This window comes from Sphingomonas sp. ABOLE, assembly GCF_003950455.1.
Lineage (GTDB): Bacteria > Pseudomonadota > Alphaproteobacteria > Sphingomonadales > Sphingomonadaceae > Sphingomonas > Sphingomonas trueperi.
Genome location: NZ_QQWY01000002.1, coordinates 14,226 through 33,543, shown reverse-complemented (window position 1 = coordinate 33,543; position 19,318 = coordinate 14,226). Strand labels below are relative to the sequence as shown.

The following is a 19,318-nucleotide window of genomic DNA, read 5'->3' as shown; positions in this document are numbered from 1 at the left end:
CAACCTGAGCCGCATGCCGCGCAACGTACCGGTGCTCGCGCGCTGGCTGGCGCTGCTGCTGCCGCTGGCGCTGCTCGGCGGCGCGCTGGGATCGCAGTTCATCGGCGGCCTGGTGCCGTGCGAGATGTGCGTGTGGCAGCGCTGGCCGCATCTGGCGGCGATCATCGTCGCAGCGCTCGCCTTCTTCGTGCGCGGGCGGCGGCAGGTGGCAGCGCTGGTGCTGCTCGCCGCGCTGCTGATCGCGGTGAGCGGGGCGATCGGCGTCTATCATGCCGGTGCCGAATATCATTGGTGGCAGGGCATCACCGAATGCACCGCCGCGCCGCGGCAGGGCTCACCGATGGAGATGCTGACCCAGGCGCTCCGTGCGCCGATCGTCCGCTGCGACGTGGCCCAATGGACGATGTTCGGAATCAGCCTGGCCGGCTATAACGCGATCTTCTCGCTAGGCGGCGCGGTGCTGATCGCGCTGCTCGCAACGCGAAAGGCAGTGCGATGAGCTGGAAGCCGGGGGATCGTCGGGAAGCGCATGACGCCATGGTCCGGGTGGACCAGGCCGGCGAATATGGCGCGACGCGGATCTATGCGGGGCAGCTCGCGGTGATGGGCGATCGCACGCCCACCGCGCGCACCATCGCCGGCATGGCCAACCAGGAAGAGCATCACCGTGCCTTTTTCGACGCGCTGATCGCGCGGCGCGGCGTGCGCCCGACGGCGCTCCAGCCGTTCTGGGACGTGGCGGGCTTCGGGCTCGGCGTCGTCACTGCCGCGCTCGGCCCGCAGGCGGCGATGGCGTGCACCGCCGCGATCGAGACCGAGATCGACCTCCATTATCAGCAGCAGCTCGCGCAGTTGGGCGACGAGGATCCGGAACTGCGCGACGCCGTCGCGCGATTCCGGGAGGAGGAGATCGAGCACCGCGATACCGCGATCGCCTCGGGCGCGGAAAGCACCCCCGGCTATCCGGTGCTTTCGGCGCTGATCCGTGCCGGATGCCGGTTCGCGATCGGCGTATCGAAGCGGATCTGACAGCGGCTATTCAGGCGCGCCGCGGCAGGGTGGCGCGCACAACAGGAGGAACGCAGGTGCTCAAGAGGATCGCCATCATCACCGCGGCCGCGGCGGCGCCGCTGCTCGCCGCCGCGCCGGCGCATGCGCAGAATGCCGTCCAGAACGGCGTGCTGATCATCTACGGCAACGACAAGTGCCCGACCAACAAGAACGGCGAGGAGATCGTCGTCTGCCAGCGGCTGGACGAGGGCGAGCGCTTCCGCATCCCCAAGAACATCCGCGAGACCACGCCGACCGACCCACAGAAGGGCCAGTCCTGGGCGGTGCGATCGCAGGATGCGCTGACCACCGGCAATTTCGGTACCGGCAGCTGCTCGACCGTGGGCGCCAACGGCGGCACCGGCTGCTTCGTCCAGCGCGCGACCGCCGCGCGCGCCGAGCGCCGGGCGCAGAAGAAGGCCGAGACCGACCTGCCGCTGCCCTGATCGGGTTCAGACCGGCGCGCGGGTGATCCACGCGGGCGCCGGCAGCCGCACGGCATCGGCGATCAGCCACAGCATCGCCACGCCGCGCAGGCTCGTGGCCAGGAAGATGTCGTGCTGGGTGGCATAGGGCCATGCATTGGCAAGTCCCGCCAGCCACCAGAACTCCGTCACATAGGCCGCGATGTCGCCGATCACGAACAGCGCGATCGGCGCCAGCCGCGGACTCGTCATCACCAGCAGCGGGTACAGCCACAGATCGAACTGCGGCGACCAGACCTTGTTGGTGAGCAGGAACCAGGCGAGCACCGGGGTGAACAATATCCAAGGCCGTTCGCGATGCTTGCGCCAGCCGATCACGACGATCGCCGCTGCGCCGAGCAGGAAGGCGATCGACGCCGCCAGATTGCGCTGCGCGGTGTCGCTCACCCACACGCCCTGATCCGACAGGACCGACCAGGTGGCGGCGACGGTGCCGGCGCGCGCTTCGGAGAAGCGGTAGAATTCGGACCAGTTCTCCGGTGCTGCCAGCGCCACCGGCAGGTTCACCGCCGCCCAGGCGCCGATTGCGGCCAGCACGCACCGCACGGCCGTCGTCATCCGCGTGCGCCGGGCCTGCCCCGGCGCGGTGAGCGCCGCCAGTCCGATCAGCGGCAGCAGCAGCACCGGGAACAGCTTCGCCGCCGCCCCCAGCGCGGCGAGTGCGGCTGCCAGCACCAGCCGCTGCCGGCGGGCGGCGAGCATCGCCGCCACCGCCAGCGTCACCGCGCCCAGGTCCCAGTTATGCCCGAGATACAGGATCAGCGGTGGCGCGCAGGCCCAGAGCCACAGCCGCACGCGATTCATCCCTTCGCGGACGAACATCGCCAGGATCAGCCCGGCGAGCAGCGCATTGCCCAGCGACATCATGGCGAGGAAGGTCGTGCCGTCCGCGCCCGCACCGAACAGCCCGCGGGCAAGCGCGCCCTCGATCCAGATCTGCAGCCCGGTGAGCACGGGATATTCCATCGGCGTCTGGAAATAGGGGATTTGCCCCTCGCCGACATGGCGCTCGACCCAGAAAGGTGGGGCGTCGCTGTAGCAGCCGCTGATATACTGGATCGCACCGGTCCAGCCGTGCGGCATGCAATGCGCCTTGAACACCCAGCCGAGCAGGCAGGTGAGCGCCATGCCGAGTGCCAGCGCCCGCGCGCGCCCGTCGATCCGCTGAATCATGCCCGAAAACCCTCCGGTCGGCGCTGGTACAGGGCCGATGGCCGAGCGTCCATCTGGACAGCAGGTGCTTGAGAACATAGAAGGAACGGGATGGCGCAACTCGACACCCGTGCAAAGCTGGCGATCCTCGCCGATGCCGCGAAATACGATGCGTCCTGCGCGTCGTCGGGGACGGCCAAGCGCACGTCGAAGGACGGCAAGGGGCTCGGGTCCACCACCGGCAACGGCATCTGCCATGCCTATGCCCCCGACGGTCGCTGCATCAGCCTGCTCAAGATCCTGCTGACCAACAGCTGCATCTTCGACTGCCATTACTGCATCAACCGCAAGAGCTCGAACGTGCGCCGCGCGCGGTTCACGCCGGCCGAGGTGGTCGAGCTCACGCTGAACTTCTACCGCCGCAACTATATCGAGGGGCTGTTCCTCTCCTCGGGCATCATCCGCTCGTCGGACTATACCATGGAGCAGATGGTCGAGGTGGCGCGGTCCTTGCGCGAAGACCATCATTTCCGCGGCTATATCCACCTCAAGACGATTCCCGATGCCGATCCGGCACTGATCCACCAAGCCGGGCTCCATGCCGATCGCCTGTCGATCAATGTCGAGCTGCCGACCGTCGCGGGGCTCAAGCGGCTCGCGCCCGAAAAGTCTGCGCCGCAGATCGAAGGGGCGATGCTGGGCATGCGCAGCGCGATTCTGGATGGGGCGGATGCGCGGAAACGCTATCGCTCGGCGCCCAAGTTCGCGCCCGCCGGCCAGTCGACCCAGATGATCATCGGCGCCGATGCCGCGACCGATGGCGACATCATCGATCGCGCGGCCGGGCTGTACGGCCGCTTCGGGCTGCGGCGCGTCTATTATTCGGCGTTCAGCCCGATTCCCGATGCGAGCACGGTGCTGCCGCTCCAGCGCCCGCCGCTGATGCGCGAGCATCGGCTGTATCAGTCGGACTGGCTGATGCGCTTCTACGAGTATCGGCCCGACGAAGTGGCGCAGGCGGTGGACCCGGCGACGGGCATGCTGCCGCTCGACATCGATCCCAAGCTCGCTTGGGCGCTGCGCTTCCGCGATCGCTTCCCCGTTGACCTCAACCGTGCTCCGCGCGAGGCGCTGCTGCGCGTGCCGGGGCTGGGGACCAAGGCGGTCGCCTCGATCCTCGCCGCGCGCAAATGGCGGCGGCTGCGGCTGGAGGACGTCGCGCGGCTCACCGTCTCGCTGGCCAAGATCCGCCCGTTCATCGTCACCGCCGACTGGCGCCCGGTGGCGCTGACCGACAAGGCCGATCTGCGCGCCTGGATCGCGCCCAAGAAGGAGCAGCTGGAGCTGTTTGCGGCGTGAGCGAAACCTTGCGAACGACTCGCGGGAGCAACCTAGCGCAAGGCCGCCGGTTGGGGCTGGGAAACCAGGGAGACACCTACATGGCCGACCAGCCCCGCATCTTCGCCGACCTCATCGCCGATCACGACCGCCAGCGCGAGCTGATCGCGCAGATCGACGCCACGTCGGGCGACAGCCCCGAGCGTCGCGACCTTTTCGAGCAGCTCCGCCTCGAGCTCCAGTCGCACGCCGCGGCCGAGGAAGAGTCGCTCTACGCGACGATGCTCGCCAATCCGGAGCTGCGCGAGGATGCGCGCCATTCGGTGTCCGAGCACAAGGAAGTCGACGATCTGCTCGGCGAGCTGATGGACATCGAAATGTCCTCCTCCGCCTGGCTGTCCAAGTTCCGCGCTATGAAGGACCGCTACCTCCACCATATCGACGAGGAGGAGGAAGAGATGTTCCCGACCGCCGAGAAGGCACTCTCGGCGGAAGAGGAAGAGCGGCTCGGCAAGATCTTCGAGAAGCGCAAGCCCAAGGAACTGGAGCGCGCCGAAGCCCATCCGCCGGGCGACGAGCGCGAGTAAGCGTTGCGCGCCGTAACGCTTGCCGCCGAGGATGATTTCGAGGGCTGGCGCGATGCGGCGCGGGCGCTGGCCCAGGCGCATGTCGCGCCGCCCGAGGTTGTGTGGCGGGTTGGGGACGCGCCGGGGGACCTTTTCGCCCTCGATCACCCTCACCCTTTCGCGGCTTCGCCGCTCCCTCCCTTTCCCGAGGGGAGAGGGAGCTTAGAGCCCTCTCCCCTCGGGAAAGGGAGGGGACCCGCCGCCGAAGGCGGTGGGGAGGGTGAGGGTGACCGCCGCCTGCGGGTCCCGAAAGCCTTCCTCGACCTCGCCCAAGCCGTCATCCTCCACGCCGACCCGCAGCGCTTCTCGCTGCTCTATACGCTGCTCGCCACCGATCCGCACCGCATCGAGGATCGCGCCGATCCGCTGGTCCGCCGCTTGGAGCTGATGGCCAAGGCGGTGCGCCGCGACATCCACAAGATGCGCGCCTTCGTCCGCTTCCGCGAACTGGTGGACGAGAGCGGCCCGCGCTTCATCGCCTGGTTCGAACCCGAGCATCACATCGTCCGGGCCAATGCCCGCTTCTTCGTCGAACGGTTCGCGAGCATGCGCTGGTCGATCCTCACCCCCGAAGTCTCGCTCCACTGGGACGGCACCACGCTCAGCGAAGGCCCCGCCGCGACCCGCGGCGACGCGCTGGCCGACGATCCGGTCGAGGCGGTGTGGAAGACCTATTATGCCTCCATCTTCAATCCCGCCCGCTTGAAGACCGGCGCGATGCTGAAGGAAATGCCGCGAAAATACTGGAAAAACATGCCTGAAACCGCGTTGGTCAAGGAGCTCGTGGCCGGTGCCCGGGCGCGGGAGACGGCGATGGTGGAAACGGCGCGCAGCTCGGTCGGCGGCAATGTCGAAGGCGCCTGGGAAGCGCTGCGCGACGAGGCGGCGGCGTGCACCCGCTGCCCGCTCTACAAGCCCGCCACGCAGACCGTGTTCGGCGAAGGACCGCTCGACGCCGACATGATGCTGGTCGGCGAGCAGCCGGGCGACCAGGAGGACCTCGCCGGCCGCGCCTTTGTCGGCCCTGCCGGACAGATGCTCGACCGCGCGCTCGAAGAGGCGGGGATCGACCGCGCCCGCGTCTACGTCACCAATGCGGTCAAGCACTTCAAGTTCGAGCCGCGCGGCAAGCGGCGCATCCACGCCAAGCCCGATGCCGGCGAGATCACTGCCTGCCGCTGGTGGTACGAGCAGGAGCTGGCGCTGGTCCGCCCCAAGCTCGTCGTGGCGCTCGGCGCCACCGCCGCCCGCCAGATTACCGGCAAGGCGGCGACCATCTCCAGGCTGCGTGGCCAGAAGCTCGCGCTGCCCGAAGGCGGCACCGGCTGGGTGACGGTGCACCCGAGCTACCTGCTCCGCCTCCCCGATGCCGACGCGGCGGCGCAGGCCTATACGGACTTTGTCGCCGACCTGCGCGGCGCCCAGGCGCTGCTCGGCTGATCGCACCCCTTGCGCGAAACGATCCGCACGCCGATGTTTGGGCTTTAACACCTGTCCTGTAAGGGGCGGGCGATCGGCATTGGACGCATTGGGGATTTTGGTGGCAGATCCATACGTAACGCTCGGGGTGGCGCGAAGCGCGAGCGAGGACGAGATCAAGAAGGCCTATCGCAAGCTCGCCAAGGAGCTGCACCCCGATCGCAACAAGGACAATCCCAAGGCGTCGGAGAAGTTCAGCCAGGTCACCCAAGCCTATGACCTGCTGACCGACAAGGACAAGCGCGCCCGCTTCGATCGCGGCGAAATCGACGGCGACGGCAACCCGATCGCGCCGTTCGGCTTCGGCGCAGGCGCGGGCGGCGGCGGGGGCGGCTTCCGTCCCGGCGGCGGCCAGTTCGATTTCGGCGGCGGCGAGGCTGACATCGGCGACATTTTCGAAGGGCTGTTCGGCGGCGGCAAGCGCGGCGGCGGGGGGGGCTTCAGCGGCGGGTTCGGCGGCTTCGGCCGGCGTCCCCAGCCCAAGGGCGCCAACATCGCCTATCGCCTGGCGGTGTCATTCGAGGACGCCGCCAGGCTCGCGCCGCAGCGGATCACGCTCAAGGACGGCAAGACGATCGACCTCAAGCTCCCCCCCGGCGTCGAGGAAGGCACCCAGATGCGCCTGGCCGGCAAGGGCGAGGAAGGCCCGGGCGGCGCCGGCGACGCGATCGTCACGATCGAGATCCAGCCGCATCGTTTCTATGTGCGCGACGGTGACGACATCAAGCTCGACCTGCCGGTGACGCTGGCCGAGGCGGTGCTTGGCGCACAGGTGCGCGTGCCCACCCCCGACGGCCCGGTGATGCTGACGGTGCCCAAGGGCTCGAGCTCGGGCAAGGTCCTCCGCCTCAAGGGCCGCGGCTTCCACAAGCGGGGCGGCGCGCGCGGCGATCTGTTCGTCACGCTGATGGTCGAGCTGCCGGTCGACGACGACGCCCTCATCGAATTCGCCCAAGGATGGAAGAACAAGGGGAACCCGCGGGGACGCATGGGCGTCTGAAGCTGGTGGACGATCCGACGCGCGCCTCGATCTCGCCCCAGTCGCCCGAAGGACGGCGGCTGCAGGTCGGCGGAAAGGTGCCGCGGCGGCTGGCCGAGCTCGGCGTCACCGAACGCATGTTCGAGATCGTCAAGCGCGTCGCGATCGGCACCTTCAACGACGGCTTCACCTATGCGGGCAACCTCGCCTATCTGTCGCTGGTAACGCTGTTCCCCTTCTTCATCGTCGCTACGGCACTCGCGAGCCTGGTCGGCCGCACCGGCACCGGCGTCCATGCGCTGGAGGCCTTCCTGCAGACCGTACCGCCGGACGTGGCGGAGCTGCTGCGCGGCCCGGTGGTGGAGGTGCTCAACGGCCGCACCGGCGGGTTGCTGTGGCTGGGCGCGGCGGTGGGCCTGTGGACCACCACCGGCTTCATCGAAACGATCCGCGGCATCCTGCGCCAGGCCTATGGCGTCAGCTCCAGCACGCCCTTCTGGCGCTACCGCATCGCATCGATCGGGATGATCGTCGGCGCGGTCGTGCTGGTGATGCTGGCCTTCACCTTCCAGGTGATCCTCACCGGCATCGAGCAGTTTCTCTACCGCATCCTGCCTTGGGCGACCGAAGCGCAGCGCTTCGCATCGGCGAGCAAGGCGGTGCCGGCCTTCGCCCTGTTCGGGGCGCTGTTCGTGCTGTTCTACTCGCTTACCCCGTCGCAATATCGCGCCCGCTGCTATCCCAAATGGCCCGGTGCGCTGTTCACCACCGCCTGGTGGCTGGCGGTCACCGGCGTGCTACCCTGGGTGCTGGCGACGATGGGCGGCTATGGCGCCACCTATGGCAGCCTGGCGGGGGTGATGGTCGCGCTGATCTTCTTTTTCCTGGTGGGACTCGGCCTCGTCGTAGGGGCGGAGCTCAACGCCGCTCTGGCGGAAGTGCCCGATCCCGGTCTAGAGGGGGAGCAAGCACAGGAGATTCAGAAGACGTGACCGGATTGATGCAAGGGAAGCGCGGGCTCATCATGGGCCTCGCCAACGACAAATCGCTGGCATGGGGAATTGCCAAGGCACTGCACGCCCAGGGTGCGGAGCTGGCCTTTTCCTATCAGGGCGAAGCGCTGCTCAAGCGGGTGAAGCCGCTGGCCGAGCAGGTGGGCTCCGATTTCCTGATCGATTGCGACGTGGCGGACATGGCCGCGCTCGACACCACCTTCGAGACGCTGGCGGCGCGCTGGCCGACGATCGACTTCGTCGTCCACGCGATCGGCTTCTCGGACAAGAACCAGCTGCGCGGCCATTATTACGACACCACGCTCGACAATTTCCTCATGACGATGAACATCTCGGTGTACAGCTTCACCGCGGTGGCGCAGCGTGCGCAGCGGATGATGCCGAACGGCGGCAGCCTGCTGACGCTCAGCTACTACGGCGCCGAGAAGGTGGTGCCGCACTATAATGTGATGGGCGTCGCCAAGTCGGCGCTGGAAACCTCGGTCAAGTATCTGGCGATGGACCTCGGGCCGGAGAATATCCGCGTCAACGCCATCTCGGCGGGCCCGATCCAGACGCTGGCGGCACGCGGCATTGGCGACTTCAACTATATCCTCAAATGGAACCAGCTGAACTCGCCGCTCCGCCGCAACGTGACGATCGAGGATGTCGGCGGCGCCGGCCTGTATCTGCTGTCGGACTTGGCCTCGGGCGTGACCGGCGAGACCCACCATGTCGATGCCGGCTACAACGTGATCGGCATGAAGGCCGAGGACGCGCCGGACATCGCGCTGGCCTGATCGCGAACCGGGGCGGCCCGCGCCGCCCCGCTCAGTCGCTGCCCAGCAACCAGGCGCGGGCAGCCTCGACATCGTCGAACAGCATCGCGCCCGGCCGCACCTCCACGATCCGGCGGACCTGCAGCCGCGTCAGCATCGTCGAGGCGACGAAAGCGAGCCGATGCGCCCACTGCGTCCCCTCGATATCGGTGAAATTCTTGAGCACGAAATCGGCGGTCGCCTGCGGCAGCACATGGACGCCGCGCGCGTCATAGAGCGTGCGGTGCCGGCCCGCGTCGGCGCCGAGCGTGAGGATCGCCGCGCGCACCTCTTCGGCGATCCAGCCGACATCCTCCGGCGAGGGCACGCCGGTGACGCGGACGGCGATCAGGCGGGTCTCACGCTCGACATCGATCGTGAAATCGACCGCATACGGCGAAGTCGGATCCATTGCGATGAACCTCGGCCAATCGCCGTTGCGGGTCAACTGTCTGGTGGGGAAGCCTTTTGAGTGCCCCCGCTCAGACGCGGACGACGCCGAGTTCGTGGAAGGGCTTGGGCTCTTCCGGCGGGCGGGCGGGCTCGTTGAGCTCGCACTGCCAGATGCCGACGTCGATCCACTGGCCGTGCTTGTACCCCGCCTCGCGAAACACGCCGGTGCGGCGGAAGCCCACCGCCTCGTGCAGCGCGATCGAGCTGTCGTTGGGCAGGGTGATCATCCCGAAGGCGTGGACGAAGCCCTGCGCGCGGAGCGTATCGACCAGCGCCTCGTAGAGCAGCCGCCCGGCGCCGCGACGCTGCGCGGTGTCGGCCATGTAGATCGAGCTTTCGACGACGTAGCGATAGGCCGGCCGGTCGCGGAACTTGCTGGCATAGGCATAGCCGATCACCCCGCCATCGGCGCCGTCGCCATTGGTGGCGACGATCCACGGGTAATAGCCCTCGCTCGATGCCATCCGCGCTGCCATCGTGGCGGCGTCGGGCGGCTCGATTTCGAACGAGGCGGTACCGGTCAGAACGTTCGGCGCATAGATGGCGGCGATCGCGGCGGCGTCATCCGGCGTGGCGGCGCGAATGCCGATCATTTCAGGGCTCCCATGGCGAATTGGAGAAGGGCAAGGTCGCTCGGCTGCGCGCTTGGCACGCCCAGCGCCATGCATTCGAGGCAGCGCGCCTGCACCGAGCCGCTCGCGGTCAGCCGCTTGGCGTCGCCCAGCGCCTGGGCGAGCAGCATGCGGCGCTCCTCGCCGATCCGGGCATAGGCGTCGCTGCCGGCGGGGGCATCGGCCCAGTTGCCGTCATCCTCGTCATCCCCGCCCAGCGTGCCGAGGAAGCCGGCCAGCGCGGCAGTCAGCGCGTTGGGCTTCTTGGCGAGATAGACCGGCCGCACCTTGGCGGGATCGAGCTTGGCGCGCTTGGCGGCCTCGGCGATGGCGTCGTTCAGCCCGCCGAAGCGATCGACCAGGCCGATCTGTCGGGCGATGCCGCCGATCCACACCCGGCCCTGGCCGATCTCGTCCACCCGCTGCGGGGTGAGCTTGCGCGAGGCCGCGACCAACCCGACGAAGCGGCCATAGCCCGCTTCGATCGCCGATTGCAGGATCGTGTCGACCGTGGCGTTGGTGCCGCCATAGATGCTCGGCTGGCCGGTGAGCGGCGTGCTCTCCACCCCGTCGGTGGTCACGCCGATCTTGGCGAGGCTGTTCTCGAAGGTGGGGATGATGCCGAAGATGCCGATCGATCCGGTGATGGTGTTGGGCTCGGCGAAGATCACGTCGCCCGCGGTCGACACCCAATAGCCGCCGCTCGCCGCGAGGCCGCCCATCGAGACGACGACCGGCAGCTTCTTCGCCTTGGCCTGGAGGATCGCCTGGCGCATCTGCTCCGAGGCCATCGCCGAGCCGCCCGGCGAATCGACGCGGACGACCAGCGCCTTGAGCTTGCCGTCCTTCAGCCCGTCGAGCACCAGCTTGGCTATCGTGTCGCCGCCCGCGGTCCCCGCGCCGCCCTTGCCGTCGACGATCTCGCCCGCGACGGTGATCACGCCGATCGCGTCGCCGCTGGTCGGCACCGGGTTGGCCTGAAGCCAGTCGGCGAGCTTGATCGCGTTGAAATTGCCCGCGCGGGCGCCGTTCGGTGCCCCCACCAGCTTCGCGACATGCTGGCCGAAGGCGATGCGGTCGCCGAGCTCGTCGACCAGGCCATAGGCCTTGTTGGCGGCGGCGATGTCGCCCTTGGCGGCGGTGATCGCCACGTCGGGCTTCGTCAGGAACTCGGCGATGCGGGCCTTGGGCCGCGCCTTCAGGATGCCCTCGCGCCACTGGTCGAGCAGGCCGCCATAGAGCGCGGTGTTCGCCTCGCGCGCCTCGGGCGACATGTCGGCGCGGATATAGGGCTCCACCGCCGACTTGAACTTGCCGACCTTGTAGACATGGACGTTGATGCCGAGCTTCTCGGTCAGCCCCTTGTAATAGAGCTGGCGGCCGCCCGGCCCCATGAACAGCGAGCCGCCCATCGGGTGGACCCAGATTTCGCTGGCATTGGCCGCGATCTGATAGCCGCTGTCGGTATAGGCGGTGGCATAGGCGAGCACCGGCTTGCCGGCGGCGCGGACGCGGCCGACCGCGGCGGCGACTTCGCTCACCGTCGCGGGATAACCGCCGAGGAAGCTGTCGAGATCGAGCACCACCGCCTTGACGCGGGAGTCGGTCCTGGCGGCATCGAGCGCGCGGATCACATCGCGCGCGCCCACCTGGCCGACGGCGCGCGCACCGCTGACGCTGGACAGCGGATCGGCCTCGCTCGGCTGCTCGACCAGCGCGCCGTTGAACGCGACGATCAGCGCACCGTCGCGAATCGTCGCGGGGGTCGGGCGGTGCGAAAGCGCCGCGAATAGCGCGGAAAAGAACAGGAGGAGCAGAACCAGGACGAGCAGGTCCTTGATTCCGACGAGTATCTTCCAGGCGGTACGAACCAGCTTCACCGGCGGCTCCTCAAAGGGTATTCCACCAGCGGTGCTACCGGATGCGGGCAGGCGAGGCAACGACCCGTCTTATCGATCCAACACGCCGAAAAAAGTTCCCGGCGCACCCGTTGACGAAGCAAATTCCCGTTCACATATCCCGTTTGTTAGCACTCCGGGGGACCGAGTGCTAAACACCGAAATCCACCTGAAAGAGGATCAGGCAATGAACTTCCGTCCGTTGCACGACCGCGTGCTCGTCCGCCGCGTCGAAGCCGAGGAAAAGACCGCCGGCGGGATCATCATCCCCGATACCGCCAAGGAAAAGCCGCAGGAAGGCGAAGTCGTCGCCGTCGGCACCGGCACCAAGGCCGAAGATGGCAAGGTGACCGCGCTGGACGTCAAGGCCGGCGACCGCATCCTGTTCGGCAAGTGGTCCGGCACCGAAGTGAAGGTGAACGGCGAGGACCTGCTGATCATGAAGGAAAGCGACATCCTCGGCATCGTCGGCTGAGCGACCTCGCTTTCTCCTGAACTTCCTGAAACTTAGCGAAATTTGAAAGGGCAGTCCCATGGCAGCCAAGGACGTAAAGTTTTCGCGCGACGCTCGTGAGCGCATCCTGCGCGGCGTCGACATCCTCGCCGACGCGGTGAAGGTCACGCTGGGCCCGAAGGGCCGCAACGTCGTGATCGAGAAGAGCTTCGGCGCGCCCCGCATCACCAAGGACGGTGTGTCGGTCGCCAAGGAAATCGAGCTCAAGGACAAGTTCGAGAACATGGGCGCGCAGATGGTGCGCGAAGTGGCCTCGAAGACCAACGACATCGCCGGCGACGGCACGACCACCGCGACCGTTCTGGCGCAGGCGATCGTCCGTGAAGGCATGAAGTCGGTGGCCGCCGGCATGAACCCGATGGACCTGAAGCGCGGCATCGATCTCGCCGTCGCCAAGGTCGTCGAGGACGTCAAGGCCCGCTCGAAGCCGGTTTCGGGTTCGCAGGAAGTCGCCCAGGTCGGCATCATCTCGGCGAACGGCGACCGTGAAGTCGGCGAGAAGATCGCCGAGGCGATGGAGAAGGTCGGCAAGGAAGGCGTGATCACCGTCGAAGAGGCGAAGGGTCTCGAATTCGAGCTCGACGTCGTCGAGGGCATGCAGTTCGACCGCGGCTACCTCTCGCCCTACTTCATCACCAACCCGGAGAAGATGGCGGTCGAGCTCGCGGACCCGTACATCCTGATCCACGAGAAGAAGCTGTCGAACCTGCAGTCGATGCTGCCGATCCTCGAGGCGGTCGTGCAGTCGGGTCGTCCGCTGCTGATCATCGCCGAGGACATCGAAGGCGAAGCGCTGGCGACCCTGGTCGTCAACAAGCTGCGCGGCGGCCTGAAGGTCGCGGCGGTCAAGGCACCGGGCTTCGGCGATCGTCGCAAGGCGATGCTGGAAGACATCGCCGTCCTCACCAAGGGTGAAGTGATCAGCGAAGACCTCGGCATCAAGCTCGAGACCGTCACGCTCGGCATGCTCGGCACCGCCAAGCGCGTCACCATCGACAAGGACAACACCACCATCGTCGATGGCGCCGGTGAAGCCGAGTCGATCAAGGCCCGCACCGAGCAGATCCGCCAGCAGATCGAAGTCACCACCAGCGACTATGACCGTGAGAAGCTCCAGGAGCGTCTCGCCAAGCTCGCCGGCGGCGTGGCCGTGATCAAGGTCGGCGGTGCGACCGAAGTCGAGGTGAAGGAGCGCAAGGACCGCGTCGACGACGCGCTGCACGCGACCCGCGCAGCCGTCGAAGAAGGCATCGTTCCCGGCGGCGGCACGGCCCTGCTGTACGCGACCAAGGCCCTGGAAGGCCTGTCGGGTGCGAACGAGGACCAGACCCGCGGCATCGACATCGTCCGCAAGTCGCTGACCGCGCTGGTTCGCCAGATCGCCAGCAACGCGGGCCAGGACGGCGCTGTCGTCTCGGGCAAGCTGCTCGACCAGACCGACACCTCGTTCGGCTTCAACGCCGCGACCGACACCTACGAGAACCTCGTGGCTGCCGGCGTGATCGACCCGACCAAGGTGGTGCGCACCGCGCTGCAGAACGCGGCTTCGGTTGCCGGCCTGCTGATCACCACCGAGGCGACCATTGCCGAGCTGCCGGAAGACAAGGCTGCTGCTCCGGCGATGCCGGGTGGCATGGGCGGCATGGGCGGCATGGACTTCTAAGTCCGCGCTCGACGCAAAAAGAGGGGCCGGCGGAGCGATCCGCCGGCCCTTTTTCGTGTCGGTCCTGGAACCTGTCGCTCGCGGCTCCCGCGCCCGCCCGCCCTCCCGCTCACGGGAGGGGATGTGGCGCGCCGCCCGCGATCAATCCTTCTTGTCGTCCTTTTCGTCCTTATCGACCGGCAGTGACGGCACCGCGGCGCGCGCGGTTGCGGTCGGTGCCGCAGGCGGACGGCAGCCCTTCGACTGGCCGAGGCCCTTCAGATAGGCGCGGCGGATGGTGCCGCCGTACAGCGCTGCGGTGACCCGCTTCTCCTGCTTGTCGGCACCGGTGATCATCCGCACCAGCCCGAAGCCGGGGATCAGCGCGCCGACGATCGCGCGGCTGCCGGCTGCCGCGATCGCGCCGCCATTGCCCCCTTTGGCCGCGGGCGCATCGGCGTCGGTGCCGAGCACCGCGTTGAGATCGGCGATGCTCGCGCGAATCTGCGCGCAGTTCCTGGTCCCCTGCGACGAATAGGGGGCGGAGGCGGCGAGCAGCAGCACGTCCGGGATCTTCTTTTCGTTGATCCGCAGGTCGCGCAGCGGCGCCTGCGCGCCGTCGCCGACGCTCTGCTTCTGCTGCTGCGCGACCGCCGGGGCCGCAATCAGCATCCCGGCCAGCCCGGCCGCCAGAATCGTCCGCATGTCGTATCTCCCAGATATTTTGCAAAGCTGTCGGGAAAAGTCGCAGGGGCACAACATTGTTCCACCGAAACGATGTCGATGATTGACTTTCGGTCACCTGCCGCTAGGGCCGTCGACGGGCCACGCGGTCCCAACGCCGCGCGTGCTCTCTGTGAGGAGAGTCTACATGACTGATTTGACTGCCGCCGACGCCACCCTTGCGCCTGCGAAGCCCGCCATCAAACCGGCGCGTCCCTATTTTTCTTCCGGCCCCTGCGCCAAGCCCCCGGGCTGGTCGCCCGAGAAGCTCGCCGTCGAGTCGCTCGGCCGCTCGCACCGCTCGAAGCTGGGCAAGACCCGTCTCCAATATTCGATCGACCTGATGCGCGAGCTGCTCCGCCTGCCGGACACGCACCGTATCGGCATCGTGCCGGGCTCGGATACCGGCGCCTTCGAAATGGCGATGTGGACGATGCTGGGCGCCCGCCCCGTCACCACGCTCGCTTGGGAAAGCTTCGGTGAAGGTTGGGTCACCGATGCGGTCAAGCAGCTCAAGCTCGATCCGACCGTGCTGCGCGCCGACTATGGCCAGCTGCCGGACCTCAACGCGGTCGACTGGTCGAACGACGTGCTGTTCACCTGGAACGGCACCACCTCGGGCGTGCGTGTGCCGAACGGCGACTGGATCGCCGACGATCGCGAGGGCCTGAGCTTCGCCGACGCGACCTCGGCGGTGTTCGCCTATGACCTGCCCTGGGACAAGATCGACGTCGCCACCTTCTCCTGGCAGAAGGTGCTGGGCGGCGAGGGCGCCCACGGCGTGCTGATCCTGGGTCCGCGCGCGGTCGAGCGGCTCGAAACCTACACGCCGGCCTGGCCGCTGCCCAAGGTGTTCCGCCTGGTCTCCAAAGGCAAGCTCGTCGAGGGCGTGTTCAAGGGCGAGACGATCAACACGCCGTCGATGCTCGCCGTGGAAGACGCGATCTTCGCGCTCGAATGGGGCAAGGGCCTGGGCGGCGCCGAGGGGCTGATCGCCCGTTCGGACGCCAATGCGGCGGCGCTCGACAAGATCGTCGCCGAGCGGGACTGGCTCGGTCACCTCGCCGAGGATGCCGCGATCCGTTCGCGTACCAGCGTGTGCCTCACCGTCGAGGGCGCCGATGCCGACTTCATCAAGAAGTTCGCCGGCCTGCTCGAAAAGGAAGGCGCGGCCTATGACGTCGCCGGCTATCGCGATGCCCCGGCGGGCCTGCGCATCTGGTGCGGCGCCACCGTCGACACCGCCGATATCGAGGCGCTCGGCCCCTGGCTCGACTGGGCCTACGCCACCGCCAAGGCGGGCTGATCTCGGTGCTCCTGCGAAAGCAGGAGCCCAGGCCCACACGCGATTCCCTCAGAAACTCTGGGCTCCTGCTTTCGCCGGAGCACCGACGTGCACAGGAGCATATTCATGCCCAAGGTACTGATTTCCGACAAGATGGACCCCAAGGCCGCGCAGATCTTCCGCGAGCGCGGCGTCGAAGTGGACGAGATCACCGGCAAGACGCCGGACGAACTCAAGGCGATCATTGGCAACTATGACGGCCTCGCCATCCGCAGCTCGACCAAGGTCACCAAGGACATTCTCGAGCACGCCACCAACCTGAAGGTAATCGGTCGCGCCGGCATCGGCGTCGACAATGTCGATATCCCCGCCGCCTCGGCCAAGGGCGTGGTGGTGATGAACACCCCGTTCGGCAACTCGATCACCACCGCCGAGCACGCGATCGCGCTGATGTTCGCGCTCGCCCGCCAGCTGCCCGAGGCCGATGTCTCGACCCAGGCCGGCAAGTGGGAGAAGAACCGCTTCATGGGCGTCGAGCTGACCGGCAAGACGCTGGGCCTGATCGGCGCGGGCAATATCGGCTCGATCGTCGCGGACCGCGCCATTGGCCTTCGCATGCGCGTGATCGCCTATGATCCGTTCCTCACGCCCGAGCGCGCGCTGGAAATGGGCGTCGAGAAGATGACGCTCGACGACCTGCTGCTGCGCGCCGACTTCATCACGCTGCACACCCCGCTGACCGACCAGACCCGCAACATCCTCAGCCGCGAGAATCTCGCCAAGACCAAGAAGGGCGTGCGGATCATCAACTGCGCGCGCGGCGGGCTGATCGACGAGGCCGCGCTGAAGGACGGGCTCGATTCGGGCCATATCAGCGGCGCAGCGCTCGACGTGTTCGTGCAGGAGCCGGCCAAGGAACACCCGCTGTTCGGCACGCCCAACTTCGTCGCGACGCCGCACCTCGGCGCGTCGACCACCGAAGCGCAGGTCAATGTCGCGATCCAGGTCGCCGAGCAGCTCGCCGACTATCTGGTCACCGGCGGGGTCACCAACGCGCTCAACGTGCCGAGCCTCTCGGCCGAAGAAGCGCCGCGGCTGAAGCCGTACATGGCGCTGGCCGAGAAGTTGGGCGGCCTGGTCGGCCAGCTCGCGCATGGCGAGCTCACCAGCATCGCGATCGAAGTCGAGGGCGCGGCGGCCGAGCTCAACCAGAAGCCGATCACCAGCGCGGTGCTCGCGGGGCTGATGCGCGTCCATTCGGACACGGTGAACATGGTCAATGCGCCGTTCCTCGCCAAGGAGCGCGGGCTCGACGTGCGCGAAGTGCGCCATGACCGCGAAGGCGACTATCACACGCTGGTGCGCGTGACCGTCGGCACCCAGGCGGGCGACCGTTCGGTGGCCGGCACGCTGTTCGGCAACGCCGCGCCGCGGCTGGTCGAGCTGTTCGGCATCAAGGTCGAGGCCGATCTCGCCGGGCACATGCTCTACATCGTCAACGAGGACGCGCCGGGCTTTATCGGACGCCTCGGCACCACGCTGGGCGAGGCGGGCGTCAACATCGGCACCTTCCATCTCGGCCGTCGTTCGGCCGGCGGCGAGGCGATCCTGCTGCTCTCGGTCGATGAAGCGGTGGACGACGCGCTGCTCGGCAAGGTCCGCGCGCTCCCAGGCGTGAAGACCGCCATGGCGCTCGGCTTTTAAGCTGTTACTCTAAAGCCCTCTCCCCTCCGGGGAGAGGGTTGAGAGAGGGGCGGTGCGGATATGCCGAGGACCGACGAGCAACTACTCGCACGCGCCAAGCAGATGCGCGCCAACCTCACCCCTACCGAAACCGCGATGTGGTCCATCCTCCGCGCCAAGCGCTTTGAACACGTCAAATTCGCTCGCCAAGTCGTGATCGCACCCTATATCGCCGATTTCGTCGCGCGTTCGCGCAAGCTGGTCGTCGAGATCGACGGCGATACGCATGCGCTCTGGAAGCTAAGGATGCGCGCCGCACGGCGTGGTTGGAACATCAGGGGTATCGGGTGATTCGGTTCACGAACTACGAGGTCGGGAGTAATTTGGGCGGCGTGGCGCAAATGATTGCGCTTACGCTCGCGGACATGCCCCTCTCCCAACCCTCTCCCCAGAGGGGAGAGGGCTTTTGACTGGTCTCCTCCCCGAAGGGTTTCACGATCGACTGCCGCCTGCCGCCGATGCGGCGGCCCGGCTCGAGACGCGCGTGCTGGGGCTCGCGCGGCTCTATGGCTATGAACAGGTGGATCCGCCGCTCGCCGAGTTTGCCGACGAGCTGGCGACGCGGCTGAAGACCGGCGCGGTGCACAATGCGGTGCGCTTCGTCGATCCGGTGTCGCAGCGCAGCCTCGCCATTCGCCCCGATCTGACCGCGCAGGTCGGCCGCATCGCCGCGACCCGCATGGGGCATCATCCGCGCCCGGTGCGGCTCTGCTACGCGGGGCAGGTGCTCAAGCTCAAGGCGCCTGCGCTCGATCCGCGCCGGGCGATGCGTCAGATTGGCTGCGAGCTGATCGGGCGCGACAGCGTGGGCGCCGCGATGGAGATCGTCCGCGTCGCGATCGAGGCGCTGCAATCGGCGGGCGTCGAGGGGCTGGCGATCGATTTCACCTTGCCCGATCTGGTCGACATGCTGGCCGGCGCTACGCTGCCCCCGGAGAAGCTCACGGCGCTGCGCGAACGGTTGGATGCCAAGGATGCGGGCGGCGTCGCTGCGATCGATCCGAAATATCTGCCGCTGATCGAAGCGGCCGGCCCGTTCGATGGCGCGATGGCGAAGCTGCGCGCGACCGATGCCGGCACCGCGCTGGCGAGCCGGATCGACGGCCTCGCGGCCATCGCGGCGAGCATTCCCGAGGGCGTCGCGCTGACGCTCGATCCTACCGAGCGGCACGGCTTCGAATACCAGACCTGGCTCGGCTTCTCGATCTTCGCCCGCGGGGTGCGCGGTGAGATCGGCCGCGGCGGCACCTATACGGTGGTGCATGACGGCGGCCGCGAAGAGCCCGCGGTCGGCTTCTCGCTCTATGCGGATTCGATCCTTGATGCCGGTATCGGCTGCGACGCGCGCCGCCGGCTGTTCCTGCCGTTCGGCACCGATGCGGCGATCGGCGCCGCGCTGCGAGTCGAGGGCTGGGTGACGGTCACGGCACTGGATGCGGAGGATACGCCCGAGGCGCAGCTGTGCAGCCACGAGCTGCGCGGCGGGGTGCCGACCGCGCTCTAGGCCATCGCCGTCGCCCCCGCGAAGGG

General features: G+C 67.7%; 19 protein-coding genes and 1 pseudogene. 15 read left to right on the top strand and 5 right to left on the bottom strand.

The annotated features are described in order from the left end of the window. The first annotated feature begins 4 nt into the window (after positions 1–4). Genes CA234_RS01470 through CA234_RS01460 form a run of 3 tightly spaced genes read left to right on the top strand, consistent with a single transcriptional unit; the run spans position 5 to position 1,496 of the window. Positions 5–499, top strand: a complete 495-nt coding sequence (locus CA234_RS01470) for a disulfide bond formation protein B (RefSeq protein WP_206431075.1) — start codon at positions 5–7, stop codon at positions 497–499. Continuing rightward, entirely contained in the window at positions 496–1,029 is a 534-nt protein-coding gene (locus tag CA234_RS01465; protein ID WP_125976938.1) for a demethoxyubiquinone hydroxylase family protein, read from the top strand. The genes CA234_RS01470 and CA234_RS01465 overlap by 4 nt, the downstream gene beginning before the upstream one ends. Before the next feature lie 56 nt (positions 1,030–1,085). Beyond that, positions 1,086–1,496: a hypothetical protein gene (locus CA234_RS01460; protein WP_125976937.1), complete on the top strand. Its 411-nt coding sequence runs from the start codon at positions 1,086–1,088 to the stop codon at positions 1,494–1,496. A 6-nt stretch (positions 1,497–1,502) separates the two neighbouring features. On the opposite strand, the gene CA234_RS01455 is transcribed toward CA234_RS01460, so the two are convergent. After that, positions 1,503–2,708: a DUF2029 domain-containing protein gene (locus tag CA234_RS01455; RefSeq protein WP_126000701.1), complete on the bottom strand. Its 1,206-nt coding sequence runs from the start codon at positions 2,706–2,708 to the stop codon at positions 1,503–1,505. A 90-nt stretch (positions 2,709–2,798) separates the two neighbouring features. Here CA234_RS01455 and CA234_RS01450 point away from each other — a divergent pair, with 90 nt between their 5' ends. The 6 genes from CA234_RS01450 to fabI all read left to right on the top strand — a co-directional run bounded on the left by CA234_RS01450 (position 2,799) and on the right by fabI (position 8,901). After that, positions 2,799–4,046 (top strand): putative DNA modification/repair radical SAM protein, encoded by a 1,248-nt coding sequence (locus tag CA234_RS01450; RefSeq protein ID WP_126000700.1) that lies wholly within the window; start codon positions 2,799–2,801, stop codon positions 4,044–4,046. Positions 4,047–4,126: 80 nt separating this feature from the next. After that, a complete protein-coding gene (locus CA234_RS01445) occupies positions 4,127–4,612 on the top strand; it encodes a hemerythrin domain-containing protein (protein WP_126000699.1) in 486 nt (161 codons plus the stop codon). A gap of 3 nt (positions 4,613–4,615) precedes the next feature. After that, positions 4,616–6,091 (top strand): UdgX family uracil-DNA binding protein, encoded by a 1,476-nt coding sequence (locus CA234_RS01440; protein WP_125976933.1) that lies wholly within the window; start codon positions 4,616–4,618, stop codon positions 6,089–6,091. 100 nt (positions 6,092–6,191) lie between these two features. Then, positions 6,192–7,130, top strand: a complete 939-nt coding sequence (locus CA234_RS01435; protein ID WP_125976932.1) for a J domain-containing protein — start codon at positions 6,192–6,194, stop codon at positions 7,128–7,130. A gap of 5 nt (positions 7,131–7,135) precedes the next feature. Then, entirely contained in the window at positions 7,136–8,101 is a 966-nt protein-coding gene (locus CA234_RS01430) for a YihY/virulence factor BrkB family protein (RefSeq protein WP_206431070.1), read from the top strand. After that, positions 8,098–8,901 (top strand): enoyl-ACP reductase FabI, encoded by an 804-nt coding sequence (gene fabI, locus CA234_RS01425; RefSeq protein WP_125976930.1) that lies wholly within the window; start codon positions 8,098–8,100, stop codon positions 8,899–8,901. The genes CA234_RS01430 and fabI overlap by 4 nt, the downstream gene beginning before the upstream one ends. A 31-nt stretch (positions 8,902–8,932) precedes the next feature. On the opposite strand, the gene CA234_RS01420 is transcribed toward fabI, so the two are convergent. The 3 genes from CA234_RS01420 to sppA form a co-directional block, all read right to left on the bottom strand. Then, complete coding sequence (locus tag CA234_RS01420; protein WP_126000697.1) at positions 8,933–9,331, bottom strand: hypothetical protein; 399 nt, start codon at positions 9,329–9,331, stop codon at positions 8,933–8,935. 70 nt (positions 9,332–9,401) lie between these two features. Next, on the bottom strand, positions 9,402–9,965 hold the full coding sequence (locus tag CA234_RS01415) for a GNAT family N-acetyltransferase (RefSeq protein ID WP_125976928.1): 564 nt from the start codon (positions 9,963–9,965) through the stop codon (positions 9,402–9,404). Next, entirely contained in the window at positions 9,962–11,863 is a 1,902-nt protein-coding gene (gene sppA / locus CA234_RS01410) for a signal peptide peptidase SppA (RefSeq protein ID WP_126000696.1), read from the bottom strand. Before sppA ends, CA234_RS01415 begins: the two co-directional genes overlap by 4 nt. A 205-nt stretch (positions 11,864–12,068) precedes the next feature. Here sppA and groES point away from each other — a divergent pair, with 205 nt between their 5' ends. Then, a complete protein-coding gene (groES, locus tag CA234_RS01405) occupies positions 12,069–12,356 on the top strand; it encodes a co-chaperone GroES (protein ID WP_125976926.1) in 288 nt (95 codons plus the stop codon). 58 nt (positions 12,357–12,414) lie between these two features. Beyond that, a complete protein-coding gene (gene groL / locus CA234_RS01400) occupies positions 12,415–14,058 on the top strand; it encodes a chaperonin GroEL (RefSeq protein WP_125976925.1) in 1,644 nt (547 codons plus the stop codon). Positions 14,059–14,199: 141 nt separating this feature from the next. Here groL and CA234_RS01395 read toward each other — a convergent pair whose 3' ends face one another. Further along, on the bottom strand, positions 14,200–14,742 hold the full coding sequence (locus tag CA234_RS01395) for a hypothetical protein (RefSeq protein WP_125976924.1): 543 nt from the start codon (positions 14,740–14,742) through the stop codon (positions 14,200–14,202). Positions 14,743–14,908: 166 nt separating this feature from the next. Between CA234_RS01395 and CA234_RS01390 the strand changes: the two genes are divergently transcribed. The 4 genes and pseudogenes from CA234_RS01390 to CA234_RS01375 all read left to right on the top strand — a co-directional run bounded on the left by CA234_RS01390 (position 14,909) and on the right by CA234_RS01375 (position 19,292). Further along, positions 14,909–16,066 carry a phosphoserine transaminase gene (locus tag CA234_RS01390; protein WP_126000695.1) on the top strand — a complete coding sequence of 386 codons (1,158 nt, stop codon included), beginning with the start codon at positions 14,909–14,911 and terminating at the stop codon, positions 16,064–16,066. A gap of 105 nt (positions 16,067–16,171) precedes the next feature. Further along, positions 16,172–17,749, top strand: coding sequence for a phosphoglycerate dehydrogenase (serA, locus tag CA234_RS01385; protein ID WP_126000694.1), 1,578 nt, complete (start codon positions 16,172–16,174; stop codon positions 17,747–17,749). Between the two features lie 135 nt (positions 17,750–17,884). Next, positions 17,885–18,198, top strand: a pseudogene (locus tag CA234_RS01380) (DUF559 domain-containing protein). Then, entirely contained in the window at positions 18,195–19,292 is a 1,098-nt protein-coding gene (locus tag CA234_RS01375; protein WP_125976920.1) for an ATP phosphoribosyltransferase regulatory subunit, read from the top strand. The pseudogene CA234_RS01380 and the gene CA234_RS01375 overlap by 4 nt, the downstream one beginning before the upstream one ends. The last annotated feature ends 26 nt before the right edge of the window (positions 19,293–19,318 follow it).